The sequence below is a fragment of the Pseudomonas sp. B15(2017) genome, assembly GCF_002113215.1.
In the GTDB taxonomy this organism is placed as follows: domain Bacteria; phylum Pseudomonadota; class Gammaproteobacteria; order Pseudomonadales; family Pseudomonadaceae; genus Aquipseudomonas.
The window spans coordinates 1-14,778 of sequence record NZ_NEJZ01000007.1; the positions used below are offsets into that span (position 1 = coordinate 1).

Annotated in this window: 14 protein-coding genes; 2 read left to right on the top strand and 12 right to left on the bottom strand. The window is 60.6% G+C overall.

All coding sequences use genetic code 11. The features are described from left to right. Positions 1-157: 157 nt before the first annotated feature. Together speD and CAF73_RS12190 are read right to left on the bottom strand one after the other, a co-directional pair. Complete coding sequence (gene speD / locus CAF73_RS12185; protein WP_007956315.1) at positions 158-952, bottom strand: adenosylmethionine decarboxylase; 795 nt, start codon at positions 950-952, stop codon at positions 158-160. Between the two features lie 237 nt (positions 953-1,189). Next, a complete protein-coding gene (locus CAF73_RS12190; protein ID WP_003228794.1) occupies positions 1,190-1,612 on the bottom strand; it encodes an OsmC family protein in 423 nt (140 codons plus the stop codon). Between the two features lie 236 nt (positions 1,613-1,848). Between CAF73_RS12190 and crp the strand changes: the two genes are divergently transcribed. Then, complete coding sequence (gene crp, locus CAF73_RS12195) at positions 1,849-2,493, top strand: cAMP-activated global transcriptional regulator CRP (protein ID WP_011336190.1); 645 nt, start codon at positions 1,849-1,851, stop codon at positions 2,491-2,493. A gap of 10 nt (positions 2,494-2,503) precedes the next feature. Here crp and CAF73_RS12200 read toward each other — a convergent pair whose 3' ends face one another. The 4 genes from CAF73_RS12200 to CAF73_RS12215 all read right to left on the bottom strand — a co-directional run bounded on the left by CAF73_RS12200 (position 2,504) and on the right by CAF73_RS12215 (position 5,783). Continuing rightward, positions 2,504-3,202 (bottom strand): lipoate--protein ligase family protein, encoded by a 699-nt coding sequence (locus tag CAF73_RS12200; RefSeq protein ID WP_085697698.1) that lies wholly within the window; start codon positions 3,200-3,202, stop codon positions 2,504-2,506. A gap of 95 nt (positions 3,203-3,297) precedes the next feature. Beyond that, on the bottom strand, positions 3,298-4,134 hold the full coding sequence (gene trpC, locus CAF73_RS12205) for an indole-3-glycerol phosphate synthase TrpC (RefSeq protein WP_085697699.1): 837 nt from the start codon (positions 4,132-4,134) through the stop codon (positions 3,298-3,300). Next, on the bottom strand, positions 4,131-5,180 hold the full coding sequence (gene trpD, locus CAF73_RS12210) for an anthranilate phosphoribosyltransferase (RefSeq protein WP_085697700.1): 1,050 nt from the start codon (positions 5,178-5,180) through the stop codon (positions 4,131-4,133). Before trpD ends, trpC begins: the two co-directional genes overlap by 4 nt. Before the next feature lie 9 nt (positions 5,181-5,189). Beyond that, entirely contained in the window at positions 5,190-5,783 is a 594-nt protein-coding gene (locus CAF73_RS12215) for an aminodeoxychorismate/anthranilate synthase component II (protein ID WP_007956309.1), read from the bottom strand. 402 nt (positions 5,784-6,185) lie between these two features. On the opposite strand from CAF73_RS12215, the gene estP reads away from it, so the two are divergent. Continuing rightward, positions 6,186-8,096: an esterase EstP gene (gene estP / locus CAF73_RS12220; protein WP_085702824.1), complete on the top strand. Its 1,911-nt coding sequence runs from the start codon at positions 6,186-6,188 to the stop codon at positions 8,094-8,096. 70 nt (positions 8,097-8,166) lie between these two features. On the opposite strand, the gene trpE is transcribed toward estP, so the two are convergent. From trpE to CAF73_RS12250, 6 genes are all read right to left on the bottom strand, one after another. Continuing rightward, entirely contained in the window at positions 8,167-9,645 is a 1,479-nt protein-coding gene (gene trpE / locus CAF73_RS12225; protein ID WP_085688441.1) for an anthranilate synthase component I, read from the bottom strand. 71 nt (positions 9,646-9,716) lie between these two features. Further along, positions 9,717-10,535: a phosphoglycolate phosphatase gene (locus CAF73_RS12230; protein ID WP_085688443.1), complete on the bottom strand. Its 819-nt coding sequence runs from the start codon at positions 10,533-10,535 to the stop codon at positions 9,717-9,719. Beyond that, positions 10,532-11,206: a ribulose-phosphate 3-epimerase gene (gene rpe / locus CAF73_RS12235; RefSeq protein WP_003228808.1), complete on the bottom strand. Its 675-nt coding sequence runs from the start codon at positions 11,204-11,206 to the stop codon at positions 10,532-10,534. Before rpe ends, CAF73_RS12230 begins: the two co-directional genes overlap by 4 nt. Before the next feature lie 114 nt (positions 11,207-11,320). Beyond that, positions 11,321-12,469, bottom strand: coding sequence for an iron-containing alcohol dehydrogenase (locus tag CAF73_RS12240; RefSeq protein ID WP_085702825.1), 1,149 nt, complete (start codon positions 12,467-12,469; stop codon positions 11,321-11,323). Positions 12,470-12,674: 205 nt separating this feature from the next. Next, positions 12,675-13,499 carry an ABC transporter permease gene (locus tag CAF73_RS12245; protein WP_085702826.1) on the bottom strand — a complete coding sequence of 275 codons (825 nt, stop codon included), beginning with the start codon at positions 13,497-13,499 and terminating at the stop codon, positions 12,675-12,677. Between the two features lie 12 nt (positions 13,500-13,511). Next, a complete protein-coding gene (locus CAF73_RS12250; protein ID WP_007959935.1) occupies positions 13,512-14,759 on the bottom strand; it encodes an ABC transporter permease in 1,248 nt (415 codons plus the stop codon). Positions 14,760-14,778 lie beyond the last annotated feature (19 nt).

A 14,778-nucleotide genomic window follows, 5' to 3' on the forward strand; every position in this document is an offset into this window, starting at 1 on the left:
AGGTCCGCGTGTAATCACGCTGACTGCGCCTTTTTCCTGTATTCATTACTCCCTCCTGAGAATGGGTCAGAAGGTGTAAACCTTATTCAGGACGAGACAACGCCCACAAAAAAGGCGACTGCCGCAAAGCAGTCGCCTTTTTTTGTGCCCGGATTTCTTAGCTCGGCATATTGCGCGCGTAGAAGATTTCCAGCATTTCGTGTTTCACACGCTCGGTCACCTGAGCGCGTTGCTCGGAAGACAGGTTGCTGGTGGCATCACCGAACAGGTAGTTATCCAGTTCGAAGTTCTTCAGCAGCATTTTGGTGTGGAACAGGTTTTCCTGATACACGTTCACGTCGGTCATCTGGTACGCGTCGCGGGTGTCTTCGGAGAGGTAGTTCTGGATCGAGTTGATCTCGTGGTCGATGAAATGCTTGTTGCCTTCAACGTCACGGGTGAAGCCGCGCACACGGTAATCCACGGTCACGATGTCCGAATCGAACTGGTGAATGAGGAAATTGAGTGCTTTGAGCGGTGAAATGACACCACAGGTCGACACGTCGATGTCCACACGGAAAGTCGCGATACCGGCGTCCGGATGGATTTCAGGGTAGGTGTGCACCGTGATGTGGCTCTTGTCGAGGTGGGCCAGGATGATTTCGGGCAACGGGCCCGGGGACTCTTCGATCTGGCTTTCGGTCGGGGTCACCGGCTCTTCCGAGATCAGAATCGTGACGCTGGCACCCTGAGGCTCATAGTTCTGACTCGCAATGTTCAGAATGTTGGCACCAATGATTTCGACAACTTCCGTGAGGATCTGCGTCAGGCGTTCGGCGTTGTACTCTTGATTGATGTACTCGACGTAAGCCTGCTGGTCTTGCGGGGTTTCCGCGTAGCAGATGTCATAGATGTTGAAGCTCAAGGTCTTTGTCAGGTTATTGAACCCGTGGAGCTTGAGTTTGCTTTTCACCGTTAAAAACTCTCTATGTATGCGGCACGGCCGCGTGATCAAGCATGCCCGTCAAGTGCGAACAACGCACCTGCGTAGGACGGTTAACACCTCTTCGCGATGGCGATTTTGGTTATCTGTTCAGGCGGATGACCCGTCGGTTGACTGATCACTGCCCTGAAAAAAGTGGCGCATTATGCAGACGTCAGCGGGGGATCGCCAGAGTCTGCACTGCTTTTATGATAGTTGAGTGTCGGCTCAGCCGAGTTCGACGATTTCGTAGTCGTGGGTGATCGCTACACCGGCCGCGCCGAGCATGATCGAGGCCGAGCAATACTTCTCGGCAGACAGTTCGATAGCGCGCTTGACCTGGGCTTCTTTCAGACCACGCCCCTTGACCACAAAGTGCATGTGGATCTTGGTGAACACTTTCGGATCTTCGGTCGCGCGCTCGGCTTCCAGAAAGGCCTCGCAGCTTTCAACGGCCTGACGGGACTTCTTCAGAATGCTGACCACGTCGAAATTACTGCAACCGCCGACACCCAGCAGGAGCATTTCCATCGGGCGGACACCCAGGTTACGACCACCGGCGTCCGGCGGACCGTCCATGACCACGACATGACCGCTGCCGGATTCGCCGAGGAACATGGCTTCGCCAGCCCATTGGATGCGTGCCTTCATCGCCAAGACTCCACTGTAGAAAAAAGGGTCGCCAGCTTAGCACAGGGCCCTGCCCGGACAGCGAGCAGGTTCCTAGGACAAATGCACCTTTGACGTAGGTGATTTCTCGAAATTTCGACGAAGTGTCTGGTAAGCTGGCGCCAATTCGCTGGCGCCCTAGCCAGACTGTGGAGCGACCGCCTCAGCGCCTCATATAAAAACCAAATATAACCGTGCAGTCTTTTCGGGATACAACCATGGTTGGTATTACCCCCACACCCAAAATCAAGAACCTCGACAAGTTGCTGATGCATTGCCAGCGCCGACGTCATGCGGCCAAGAGCAACATCATCTGCGCCGGGGATCGCTCCGACACGCTGTACTTCATCATCCGCGGCTCGGTCACGATCCTGATCGAGGATGACGACGGCCGCGAGATGATCATCGCGTACCTGAACGCCGGGGACTTCTTCGGTGAGCTGGGCCTGTTCGAAGAAGCCGGCCAGGAACAACAGCGCAGCGCCTGGGTGCGGGCCAAGGTTGAATGCGAAGTCGCGGAAATCAGCTACGCCAAGTTCCGCGAACTGTCGCAACAGGATCCAGACATTCTTTACGTCCTCAGCGGACAAATCGCACAACGCCTGCGTAATACCACGCGCAAGGTCGGCGACCTGGCGTTCTTCGACGTCACCGGCCGTGTCGCTCGCTGTTTGCTCGAGCTGTGCAAACAACCGGACGCCATGACCCACCCCGACGGCATGCAGATCAAGGTGACCCGTCAGGAAATCGGCCGGATTGTCGGTTGCTCGCGAGAGATGGTCGGTCGCGTGCTCAAGGATCTTGAGGAGCGCAACCTGGTGGATGTGAAAGGCAAGACCATGGTGGTCTTCGGCACTCGCTGAGTTCCAAAGCTCAGCCGGCGTAGATCTGCGCCAGCATCAAACGAAAGAGTTCATCGAGACGTGCCAAGGCATGGGGCGCGGGGAATTTTTCATGCAGAGCGATGTGGCTGGCGGCACGTACCCGATGCTCCAGACCACACGCTTCGTTGAAGCGGTTGACCGCCGCGACCATCGACTCACGCTCGTCATCCACCAGCATCGCACCGTGAACCAACCCCACCGGACGCTGACCGCCCTGACTCTGACGCCAGCGCTGGGCGGTGCCGACCATCTTGCGACCGTCGAGATTGACGTTGAAGCGCCCATCGCAGAACGCCCCGTCGATTTCACCCAACGACGAAGTGCCACCCAACTCATCCAGCAACTCGCAGATCGGGTCGCACAACCGCCGATAACCGGTTTCGATGCGGTTCAGATCGCCTTCGCTGCGAGGCGGCGCATAGACCAGTGCAATGTTGATGGTGGAAGCCGATTGCGGAACAGGTTCGCCGCCGGTTTCACGCAACAGCACCGGCCAACCGGCAGCAGCGGAGACTTCGCAGGCGTGATCGAATCCGGGCAAGCGATTCAAACGGCGCGGCATGACCAAAGCACGGTCGCTGGGTTGCCAAAAAAGCAGACCAGATTCGGCATCACCAGCGCAGACCGAGGCCAGAAGATCCTGTTCGGCTTGCAGGCCGGCTTCGATGGTCAGGGAGGTGGGGATCATAAGGTTTCCATAGGACGCTGAGTCTGAGGTGAATCTTATGCCGCCTTCGCGGGCAAGCCCGCTCCATCAAGGGCCGGGCGCCTGCGAAGACTCGATCAGTCGAGGGTCGAACCGCTCACCGGGACGCCGCGTTCCGGGAAGAACAGACGCTGCAGTTCGATGCCCGGGCTTTCGGCGCGCATGAACGCTTCGCCGACCAGGAACGCGTAAACATCGCTGATTTCCATCAGTTCGACATCGGCACGATTGAGGATCCCGCTCTCGGTGACCACCAGCCGATCGCGCGGAATGCGTGGCAGCAGGTCGAGGGTGGTTTCCAGACTGACATCAAAGGTGTGCAGATTGCGGTTGTTGACCCCGACCAGTGGCGTGTCGAGGGTTTTCAACGCGCGCTCCAGCTCGTCGCCGTCGTGCACTTCCACCAACACGTCGAGGCCGACGTCTTTGGCGACTGACGCCAGTTCAGCCATTTTCACGTCATCCAGCGCAGCGACGATCAACAGCACGCAATCGGCGCCAAGGGCACGGGCTTCGACGATCTGATACGGATCGATCATGAAGTCCTTGCGGATCACCGGCAGCGAGCACGCGGCGCGGGCCTGTTGCAGGTAAACATCGGCGCCCTGGAAGTAGTCGATATCGGTCAACACCGACAGGCAGGTCGCCCCGCCCTTCTCGTAACTTTTGGCGATGTCGGCGGGAACGAAGTCCTCGCGGATCACGCCCTTGCTCGGCGATGCCTTCTTGATTTCGGCAATCACTGCCGGTTGTTTCTTCTTGGCCTGCGCCAGCAATGCCTGGGCAAAACCACGGGGTGCATCGGCCGCCTTGGCCAGACTTTCCAGCTCGCTCAGGCTCACACGGGCGCTACGCTCGGCGACTTCCTGAACCTTGCGGGCCAGAATGTTTTCCAGAACCGTCGGTACACTCATCCCTCATTCTCCACTTTGAATACCGCGGTAAAGGCACCCAACTCCTCGAGTTTTTCCCGAGCAAGACCGGTGTGCAGAGCGTCGTGGGCCAGAGCCACGCCCTCTTTCAGACTTGTCGCCAGATCGGCTGCATACAGCGCCGCACCGGCATTGAGCACGATCATTTCGGCAGCCTTCTGACCGTTCTCGGTCTTGCGCTTGCCCAGTGCATCGCGGATCAGCGCCAGCGAGGCTTCCGGGCCTTCGACCGACAGACCGTGCAGGCTCTGGCTCTTCATGCCCAGATCTTCCGGTTCGACCCAATATTCGGTGATTTGATCGTCCTTCAACTCGGCAACAAAGGTGGGTGCCGCCAGACTGAATTCGTCCAGACCATCCTTCGAATGCACCACCAGCACGTGTTTACTGCCAAGACGCTGCAAGACTTCAGCCAACGGCCGGCACAGCGCAGGCGTGAACACGCCCACCACCTGATGTTTCACACCGGCCGGATTCGTAAGCGGGCCGAGCATGTTGAACAAGGTACGCAGGCCGAGATCGCGACGCGGGCCGGCAGCGTACTTCATGGCTTTGTGGTGAGTCTGGGCAAACATGAAACCGATGCCGACGTTGTCGATACAGCGCGCCACCTGAACCGGGGTCAGGTTGAGGTAGATGCCGGCGGCCTCCAGCAGATCGGCGCTGCCGCTCTTGCCCGACACTGCACGGTTACCGTGTTTGGCCACGGTGCAACCCGCCGCGGCGACCACAAAGGACGATGCGGTCGACACGTTGAAAATGTTCGCGCCGTCACCGCCGGTGCCGACCACGTCGACCACGCGGTCGAGAGTCTGGAGTTCGACCTTGTCCGCCAGCTCGCGCATCACCGACACAGCGCCGACGATTTCGTCGATGCTTTCGCTCTTCATGCGCATGGCCATCATGAACGCGCCGATCTGCGCGTCCGTGCATTGGCCGGTCATGATTTCGCGCATCACGTCGCGCATTTCCTCGGTGCTGAGGTCGAGGTGATCGACGATACGGCTCAGGGCTGTCTTGATATTCATGGAAAGTCCTTAGCGCGTGCCGCCAGTTTGTTTGAGGAAGTTGGCGAACAGTTCATGGCCCTGTTCGGTGAGGATCGATTCCGGGTGGAACTGTACGCCCTCGATGTTCAGGGTTTTGTGACGCAGGCCCATGATTTCGTCGACCGAGCCGTCATCGTGCTGAGTCCACGCGGTCAGCTCCAGGCAATCGGGCAACGTTTCGTGTTTGACGATCAGGGAATGATAGCGGGTGACGGTCAGCGGGCGGTTCAGACCGGCAAACACGCCCTTGTCCTCGTGAAATACCGGGCTAGTCTTACCGTGCATCACCTGTCGGGCGCGGACGACATCCCCGCCAAAGGCCTGGCCGATGGACTGGTGGCCGAGGCAGACGCCCAGGATCGGCAGTTTGCCGGCAAAGTGCTTGATGGCTTCGATGGAAATGCCGGCTTCGGTCGGCGTACACGGGCCTGGGGACACAACGATCCGCTCAGGGTTGAGCGCTTCGATTTCGGCGATGGTCAATTCGTCGTTGCGCACCACTTTGACCTCGGCTCCCAGCTCGCCGAGGTATTGCACAACGTTGTAAGTAAAGGAGTCGTAGTTGTCGATCATCAGCAACATGGCGTTTCGAACCTCTTGAATTCTGACTTGAAAACAGCCTTCGGATGACTTGCCAGAGCGCTGCACACTGGCGGACGCGCAGGTCGCATCGGCACAGCGGCATTTCAAAGGGGCAAGGAAGGCAAAGCGATACAGATCCGGCGGGGCCGGCAGAAAAGATTCAGGCGCGCCAACGCCAGCGGGCGTGTGCCTTGATGACTTGATCCAGAAGTTTGCTGGTGATCAACACGGGGAAGGTCTCGTTCATACGTTTCGGCACAGTAACTTAGCTGGGCGGAGCGTGCAATATGGCCGGGGCCGCGGGGGATAAAACAATGGGAGGGTTGACGACCGATGGCAAAACGCCGGAAGTTTTTGGTACTGTCGTTTCGTTCACTACAACAATAAATAAACGGACTGCTCATGATCAAACAGACATTGTTTGTACCGCTCGCCGGATGCCTGCTCGCGATGGCTTGCGCCCAGGCAAACGCCTCACCCAATCCTTATTCGAATTTCGTGGTTTTCGGCGACAGCCTCAGCGACGCGGGAACCTTCACCGACAGCGGCGGCCCGGCCGGATCGGGCAAACGCTTCACCAACCGCACGGGGCCGAACTATCAGGACGGCAGCGGTGAGTTCTATTCGCTCAACGCCACCCAATTGCTCGGCGGCCGCCTCGGCTTCACACCGGACCAGACCGCCGCCTCGTCGTCTACCGTACGTCCCGACCAAGGCTTGCCGGATGGCAATAACTGGGCCGTGGGCGGCTACCGCACCGACCAGATTCTCGACTCGATCACCAGCCAGTCCGCCACTGGCGAACGCACCCGCGCCGGTTACCTGCCGTCGAACGGCTTCCGTGCCGACCCGAATGCCCTGTATTACCTGACCGGGGGCGGCAACGACTTCCTTCAGGGCCGCGTCACCAGTCTTCCTCAGGCGAATGCCGCCGCCGATCGACTGGTCGACAGCGTACGCACACTGCAAGGTGCCGGCGCCCGTTACATCATGGTCTGGCTGTTGCCGGACATCGGCCTGACACCAGCCATCAACGGCTCGCCGCTGCAAGCCTTCACCTCGCAACTCAGCGCCCAGTTCAATACCGAACTGGTCAGCCAGTTGCAGAGCGTCAACGCCAACGTCATTCCGCTGAACGTTCCGGTTCTGCTCAAAGAGGCATTCGCCAATCCGGCGCAGTTCGGCCTGGCCACTGACCAGAACCTGGTCGGCACCTGCTTCAGCGGCAGCGGCTGTACCGAGAACGCCCGATACGGGATCAACAGCGCCACCCCGGACCCGACCAAGCTGATCTACAACGACGCCGTCCACCCGACCGAGGCCGGGCAGCGCCTGATTGCCGATTACGCTTATTCGCTGCTGGCCGCGCCATGGGAAGCAACCCTGTTACCGCAAATGGCTCAAGGCACCTTGCGTTCGCATCAGGACGAATTGCGTAACCAGTGGCTGGCGGATTGGGAAAACTGGCAGGCCGTTGGCCAATGGCGGGCGATTGTCGCCGGTGGCGGCCAGCATCAGGATTTCGATAGCCAGCGCAGCGGCGCCAGCGCCGACGGCAACGGTTACAACCTGAACATCGGCGGCAGCTACCGTCTCAACGACGCGTGGCGCGTGGGCGTGGCGGCGGGTTTCTACAACCAGAAACTGGAGGCCGGCGACAATGATTCGGACTACAAGCTGAACACTTATCTGGGTACCGCGTTCGCCCAGTATCAGCAGAACCGCTGGTGGGGTGATGCCGCAGTGACCGCCGGGCATCTGGATTACGACAGCCTCAAACGCAAATTCCAGCTGGGGGTCAACGAGCGCGGTGAGAAAGGCGATACCGACGGTTATGTTCTGGCCTTCAGCGGACGCGTGGGTTACGACATTGCGCCGCAAGCGAGCAGCCCATGGCATCTGTCGCCGTTCGTCAGTGCCGACTTTGCCAAGGTTGAAGTCGATGGATATTCGGAAAACGGCGCCGACTCCACCGCACTGACGTTCGATGACCAGTCGCGCATTTCCCGGCGTCTCGGCCTCGGGATCCAGGGCAAGTATCAGATCACCTCGCAGACCCAGGTGTTCGGCGAATTCGCCCATGAGCGCGAGTACAACGACGACACCCAGAATGTGACGATGAACCTCAACAGCCTGCCGAACAACCGCTACACCCTGGCCGGCTACGCCCCTCAAACCAACCTGAACCGCCTGAACCTGGGCGTGAGCCACAACCTCACCAAGGACCTGGCATTGCGCGCCAGCTACGACATCCGCAAGGATGACGACTTCACCCAGCAAGGGATCAACGTCGGCGTAGCGCTCGACTTCTGATTCGCAGGCCACAAAAAAACGCGGCGCCCTCACAGGCGCCGCGTTTTTTTGTGGCTGAATCATCAATCACTCAGTCCGGGGTTTGCTCGGCCAGCGCAACAGCGCGGAACATTGCCCGGCGCTTGTTGATGGTTTCTTCCCATTCCAGCGCCGGCACCGAGTCGGCGACGATACCGCCACCGGCCTGCACGTGCAGTTCGCCGTTCTTGATCACGGCGGTGCGGATCGCAATCGCAGTGTCCATGTTGCCGTTCCAGGCGAAGTAGCCGACCGCACCGCCATACACACCACGCTTGACCGGCTCCAGCTCGTCGATGATTTCCATCGCGCGGATCTTCGGTGCGCCGGACAAGGTACCCGCCGGCAGGATCGCCCGCAGCGCGTCCATCGCCGTCAGCCCGGTTTTCAACTGACCGGTCACGTTGGACACGATGTGCATCACGTTGGAATAACGCTCGATGACCATCTTCTCGGTGAGCTTCACCGAACCGATTTCCGAAACGCGACCGGTGTCGTTGCGTCCGAGATCGATCAGCATCAGGTGCTCGGCGATCTCCTTGTCGTCCGACAGCAGGTCTTCTTCCAGCGCCACGTCCGCCTCTTCGGTAGCCCCGCGAGGACGGGTGCCGGCAATCGGGCGTACGGTGATCAGGTTGTCTTCGACCCGCACCAGCACTTCCGGCGAACTGCCGACGACATGGAAATCGCCGAAGTTGAAGAAGTACATGTAGGGGGTCGGGTTGAAGCAACGCAGCGCGCGGTACAGATCGATGGGTGCCGCCTTGAAGTCGATCGACATGCGCTGGGACGGCACGACCTGCATGCAGTCACCGGCGAGGATGTATTCCTTGATGGTGTCGACGGCTTTTTCGTAGTCGTCCTGAGTGAAACTGGAGCGGAACACCGGCTCGGCGGCCTGCTGCTTGCTGAAGTCCAGGCCACGGCGCGGGGTGATCGGCTGACGCAGTTTTTCCAGCAGTTGCTGCAATTGCGCCTGGCCCTGCTCGTAGGCATCGGCCTGCGCCGGATCGGCCAGCACGATCGCGTGCATCTTGCCGGCGAGGTTGTCGAACACCACCACCGCATCGGAAACCATCAGCAGGATGTCCGGCACGCCCAGCGGATCCGGGTTCGGGCATTTGCCGAGGCGCTTCTCTACATAGCGCACGCAGTCGTAACCGAAGTAACCCACAAGGCCACCGTTGAAACGCGGCAGACCGGCGATGGTCGGCACGTTGTAGCGGGCCTTGAAGGTTTCAACGAAAGCCAACGGGTCTTCGACGTCGTGGCTTTCGGTCTCGACGCCATCGACGGTGATGCTGACGTGATGATCGTGAACCCGCAGCACGGTGCGGCACGGCAGGCCGATGATCGAGTAACGGCCCCATTTCTCGCCGCCCTGCACCGATTCGAGCAGGTAGGAGTTGGGCTGGTCGGCCAGTTTCAGGTAGATCGACAGCGGCGTGTCGAAGTCGGCCAGGGTTTCACAGGCCAGCGGGATGCGGTTGTAGCCATCAGCGGCCAGACGCAGGAATTCTTCGCGAATCATAGGGTGCCTCGTGGTGTGAGGTGCAAATCAGTCAGGTGTGCAAACGCGCCGGCAGGCCGGCCAGGAACAAGTCAGGCGCGCCAACGCCAGCGGGCCAGGGCCTTGATGACTTTCATCCAGAGTTTGCGGGTGACCACCACGATGGCGTTTCCAGAAGGGGATTGAGAAGCGTCGGGCAACGTTATCTCAGCGGCCGTATCCAGGCAACCGGGAATTAGCTTGCGCAGATCGTCGATGACCAGCGCCGGGGATTCCTCGGCGATCGGCCGGCCATGGTTGTAGCCGTAACTCAGCGCAACACATTTGACCCCCGCCGCTTTCGCCGCCAGCACGTCGCTGCGCGAATCGCCGACGAACAGCGATTGCGAGGCCGGAATGCCGGACATCTTCATGACAAAGAACAGCGCTGCCGGGTCAGGCTTTTTCTGCGGCAGCGTATCGCCGCCGATGATCCACTTGAAGTAGCGGCCGATCTTCATCTGATCCAGCAGCGGCGCGACGAAGCGCTCCGGCTTGTTGGTGATCAGCGCCATGGCCACGCCCTGCTTGTGCAGCCATTTCAGGGTGTCACGCACGCCGGGATAGACCACGGTCAGTTCATGGCTGGCGCCGTAGGCTTCCATGAATACCTCCAGCGCATGCTCGGCTTCGACGTCATCCACGGCGGAATGATCGATGCCGCCGGCCAAGGCGCGGCGCACCAGCACCGGCGCGCCGTTGCCGACCCACTCGCGCACCGACTCGATACCGGCAGGCTTGCGCCCGAGGGAGAGCAGCATGTTATCCACCGCCGCCGCCAGGTCGGGTACCGAATCGATCAGCGTGCCATCCAGATCGAACATCACCAACCGCGGCAGTTGCCCCGGGAACAGCTGCTCAAAACCGCTCATGGGCGAGCCAGCGCCAGTTCGGAACGCATCTTGTCGATGACTTCCTGATAGTTCGGCGCATTGAAGATCGCCGAGCCGGCCACAAAGGTGTCGGCGCCAGCGGCAGCGATTTCACGGATATTGTTGACGTTGACGCCGCCGTCGATTTCCAGGCGGATGTCACGGCCCGAGGCATCGATGATCGCGCGCGCTTCGCGCAGCTTGTCGAGGGTGCCCGGAATGAATTTCTGCCCGCCGAAGCCCGGGTTGACGCTCATCAACAGGACCATGTCGACTTTGTCGATCACGTACTTGAGCACGTCCAGCGGGGTCGCCGGGTTGAACACCAGGCCGGACTTGCAGCCGCCTTCACGAATCAGTTGCAGCGAACGATCGACGTGCAGCGTGGCTTCCGGGTGGAAGGTGATGTAAGTGGCGCCGGCCTCGATGAAGTCGCCGACGATGCGATCCACCGGGCTGACCATCAGGTGCGCGTCGATCGGCGCGGTAATGCCGTACTTGCGCAGCGCGGCGCAGACCATCGGGCCGATGGTCAGGTTCGGCACATAATGGTTGTCCATGACATCGAAGTGAACGAAGTCGGCACCGGCGGCCAGAACGTTGTCCACTTCCTCGCCGAGGCGGGCGAAGTCGGCGGAGAGAATCGACGGAGCAATAACGAAGGGCTGCATGACGCACCTTTTCTGAGCTAAATCACGATGGCGCGCATTGTATACCTCAAGTTTCCGCGCGCGCACCGTGACCGCGATGATTGGGTTGTGCCATGACCGGCGGCCGGGCGGTTCTCAGTACGCCGCCCGGTAGATCTTCTCGATGTCGGCGGCGCTGAGCTTGCGCGGGTTGTTGCGCATCAGGCGCTCGATCCCCGCGGCCTCTACGGCCATGGCCGGGATCGCCTCTTCGGGCACGCCGAAACTGCGCAGACCCAGCGGAATTTCTACCGCCGCGCACAGTTCGGTCATCGCCGCGACGGCGCTGTCGGCCGCTTCATTGAAACTCAGATGAGCGGTCTTTACCCCCATGGCTTCGGCAATATCCTGCATCCGTTCGACGCAGGCCATCTTGTTCCAGGTCATCACATACGGCAGCAACAGCGCATTACTGACGCCGTGGGCAATGTTGAAGCGCCCGCCCAGCGGATACGCCAGCGCATGCACCGCGCCGACCCCGGCGTTGCCGAACGCCATGCCGGCCATCAGGCTGGCGGTGGCCATGTCTTCCCGGGCCTGCAGGTTGGACGGATTGGCGTAGGCCTTGGGTAAGGAGCGGGCGATCAACCTGATGGCGCCGATGGCCAGCGAATCGGTAATCGGCGAGGCATTCAGCGACAGATAGGACTCGATGGCATGCACCAGCGCATCGACGCCACTGGCGGCGGTGACACTGCGCGGGCAGGTCAGGGTCATCTGCGGGCTGACCAGCGCCACGTCCGGCAACAGGTAGTCGCTGACAATGCCCTTCTTCAACTGAGCGACCTTGTCCGAAAGAATCGCTACGTTGGTCACCTCAGAACCTGTGCCGGCCGTGGTCGGGATGGCGATCAGCGGCGGGCCCTTGCGCGGCACCTGATCGACGCCGAACAGATCCTCCAGCGCACCGTGATAACCGGCATACGCCGCGACACTCTTGGCGATGTCGATGGCACTGCCGCCGCCCAGACCGATCAGCCCGTCATGCCCGCCTTCGCGATAGACGCGCATGCAATCCTCGACGATGGCGATTTCCGGATCCGGCAGCACCCGGTCGAAGATTTCGTACTCGCGCTCGCCGATCTGCGCCAGCGCCAGCTCCACCGTGCCGGACTTCACCAGCGCGGCATCGGTGACGATCAGCGGGTTGTCGATGTCCAGCCGCGTGAGCTCGGTCGCCAGCTGCTCGATGGCTCCGGCGCCGGTGATCAGTTTGTGAGCGATCTTGAACGAGGAAAGACTCATCGTGCGCAGCCTCTTATAAATGTGGGAGCTGAGCACAAGCGTAGCTGGGGAATCGGGGTTGTCTGTCATTCAGCGCATGAATGACCAGAGCAGCACTTGTGGGAGCGAGCTTGCTCGCGAAGGCGGCGCCACATGCGCAATCTGTATCGCCTGACACATCGCTTTCGCGAGCAAGCTCGCTCCCACAGGTTTTGGTAGCGGACTCTTAGACTTGAGCAGTACGCAATTTCTCACTCCGCCCACGCAACCACTCCAGCGTCAGCAGCAGAATCACCGAGAAGGCGATCAGCAACGTAGCAGCGGCGGCGATGGTCGGGCTCAGGTTCTCGCGAATCCCGCTGAACATCTGCCGCGGCAACGTCGCCTGCTCGGGACCTGCGAGGAACAGCGTCACCACCACTTCATCGAACGAAGTCGCAAAGGCAAACAGCGCCCCGGAAATCACCCCCGGCGCAATCAGCGGCAAGGTCACCCGACGGAATGTCACCAGCGGCGAGGCTCCGAGACTGGCCGCCGCCCGCACCAGATTGTGGTTGAAGCCCTGCAAGGTCGCCGACACCGTGATGATCACGAACGGCACACCGAGCACCGCGTGCACCACGATCAGCGAGAAGAAACTGTTGCCCAGCCCCAGCGGCGCGAAGAACAGGTAACTGGCCACGCCGATGATCACCACCGGCACCACCATCGGCGAAATCACCAGCGCCATCACCAACGGCTTGCCGGGGAAGTCGCCACGGGTCAGGCCGATCGCCGCCAGCGTGCCGAATACCATTGCCAGTACGGTCGCGGCCGGGGCGACGATGATGCTGTTCTTCAGCGAACGCATCCATTCCGCCGAGGCGAAGAAGTCCTGATACCACTGCAGCGAAAAGCCCTGCAGCGGATACACCAGAAAACTGCCCGAGTTGAACGACAGCGGCACGATCACCAGCACCGGCAGGATCAGGAACAACAGGATCAAGCCGCAGAGGATCCGCAAGCTGTAGAACCACACCCGCTCGACGGGCGACATATAAGGACTCAGCATTTCAAATTCCCCTTAGCTCAGGCGCAGGCGACTGGCGCCCACCAGCCAGCTGTAGATCAGATAAAGCACCACGGTCGCCAGCAGCAACAGCCCGCCGAGCGCGGTGGCCATGCCCCAGTTGATGCTGGTGTTGGTGTAGAACGCAACGAAGTAGCTGACCATCTGATCGTTCGGGCTGCCCAGCAGCGCCGGGGTGATGTAGTAGCCGATGGCGAGGATGAACACCAGCAGGCAACCGGCGCCGACACCGGCGTAGGTCTGCGGGAAGTAGACCCGCCAGAAGCTGGCGAACGGATGACAGCCGAGGGAAATCGCGGCACGCATGTAGGTTGGCGAGATGCCTTTCATCACGCTGTAGATCGGCAAGATCATGAACGGCAGCAGGATGTGCACCATCGAGATGTAGACCCCGGTGCGGTTGAACACCAGTTCCAGCGGTTTATCGATGATGCCCATCGCCATCAACGCGCTGTTGATCAAACCGCCGGATTGCAGCAACACGATCCACGCGGCGACTCGCACCAGGATCGAGGTCCAGAACGGCAGCAGCACCAGAATCATCAGCAGGTTGCTCTGACGCGACGGCAGGTTGGCCAGCAAGTAGGCCAGCGGATAGGCCAGCACCAGGCAGATCACGGTGATGATCAGGCCCATCCAGAACGTCCGGGCGAAGATATCGAGGTAGATCGCCTGATCCGGGGTCGCCGGGGCAATTTCACCGAGGTCGTCGATGCGGTGGTCCACCGCTGCCAACAGATAGAACGGGGTGATGCTGCTGGTGTTGCGCTTCACCGCTTGCCAATAGGCCGGATCGCCCCAACGCTCGTCGAGGCCTTCCAGCGCTTCTTTATAAGAGGCCGGTTCGCTGGCAAATGGCAGCGAGCGGGCAGTTTTGGTCAGCAGGCTGCGATAGCCGGCCAACTCCATGTTCAGGCGCTTGGACAGATCGCCCAGGGTCTGGTTTTTGCGCGCTTCGGCGAGGTCTTCGCTGGCGGCTTTGTAGACCGGTTCTGCGGGCAGGCCTCGGCCGTCCCACGCAGCAATCGCGGTCACGGTGCGCGGCATGCCGCCGACCACTTCCGGGTTGCCGACGCTTTTATAGAGCAGCGCCACGATCGGCACCAGGAACACCAGCAACAGAAACAGCACCAGCGGCGCGATCAGCGCCTGGGCCTTCCAGCGGTTGACCCGCTCGGCGTGCTTGAGCCGCTGCTTCAAGGTGGGGCTGTTGCCCTCGTTCAGGGGAACGGCGATGGCCATGACGTACTCCGCAAATCTT

What these genes read in the sequence shown, in the direction of transcription:
- CAF73_RS12190 (WP_003228794.1), bottom strand. Translation starts at nt 1,612, where the DNA reads ATGAAGGCACGCATCCAATGGGCTGGCGAAGCCATGTTCCTCGGCGAA.
- crp (WP_011336190.1), top strand. Translation starts at nt 1,849, where the DNA reads ATGGTTGGTATTACCCCCACACCCAAAATCAAGAACCTCGACAAGTTG.
- CAF73_RS12200 (WP_085697698.1), bottom strand. Translation starts at nt 3,202, where the DNA reads ATGATCCCCACCTCCCTGACCATCGAAGCCGGCCTGCAAGCCGAACAG.
- trpC (WP_085697699.1), bottom strand. Translation starts at nt 4,134, where the DNA reads ATGAGTGTACCGACGGTTCTGGAAAACATTCTGGCCCGCAAGGTTCAG.
- trpD (WP_085697700.1), bottom strand. Translation starts at nt 5,180, where the DNA reads ATGAATATCAAGACAGCCCTGAGCCGTATCGTCGATCACCTCGACCTC.
- CAF73_RS12215 (WP_007956309.1), bottom strand. Translation starts at nt 5,783, where the DNA reads ATGTTGCTGATGATCGACAACTACGACTCCTTTACTTACAACGTTGTG.
- estP (WP_085702824.1), top strand. Translation starts at nt 6,186, where the DNA reads ATGATCAAACAGACATTGTTTGTACCGCTCGCCGGATGCCTGCTCGCG.
- trpE (WP_085688441.1), bottom strand. Translation starts at nt 9,645, where the DNA reads ATGATTCGCGAAGAATTCCTGCGTCTGGCCGCTGATGGCTACAACCGC.
- CAF73_RS12230 (WP_085688443.1), bottom strand. Translation starts at nt 10,535, where the DNA reads ATGAGCGGTTTTGAGCAGCTGTTCCCGGGGCAACTGCCGCGGTTGGTG.
- rpe (WP_003228808.1), bottom strand. Translation starts at nt 11,206, where the DNA reads ATGCAGCCCTTCGTTATTGCTCCGTCGATTCTCTCCGCCGACTTCGCC.
- CAF73_RS12240 (WP_085702825.1), bottom strand. Translation starts at nt 12,469, where the DNA reads ATGAGTCTTTCCTCGTTCAAGATCGCTCACAAACTGATCACCGGCGCC.
- CAF73_RS12245 (WP_085702826.1), bottom strand. Translation starts at nt 13,499, where the DNA reads ATGCTGAGTCCTTATATGTCGCCCGTCGAGCGGGTGTGGTTCTACAGC.
- CAF73_RS12250 (WP_007959935.1), bottom strand. Translation starts at nt 14,759, where the DNA reads ATGGCCATCGCCGTTCCCCTGAACGAGGGCAACAGCCCCACCTTGAAG.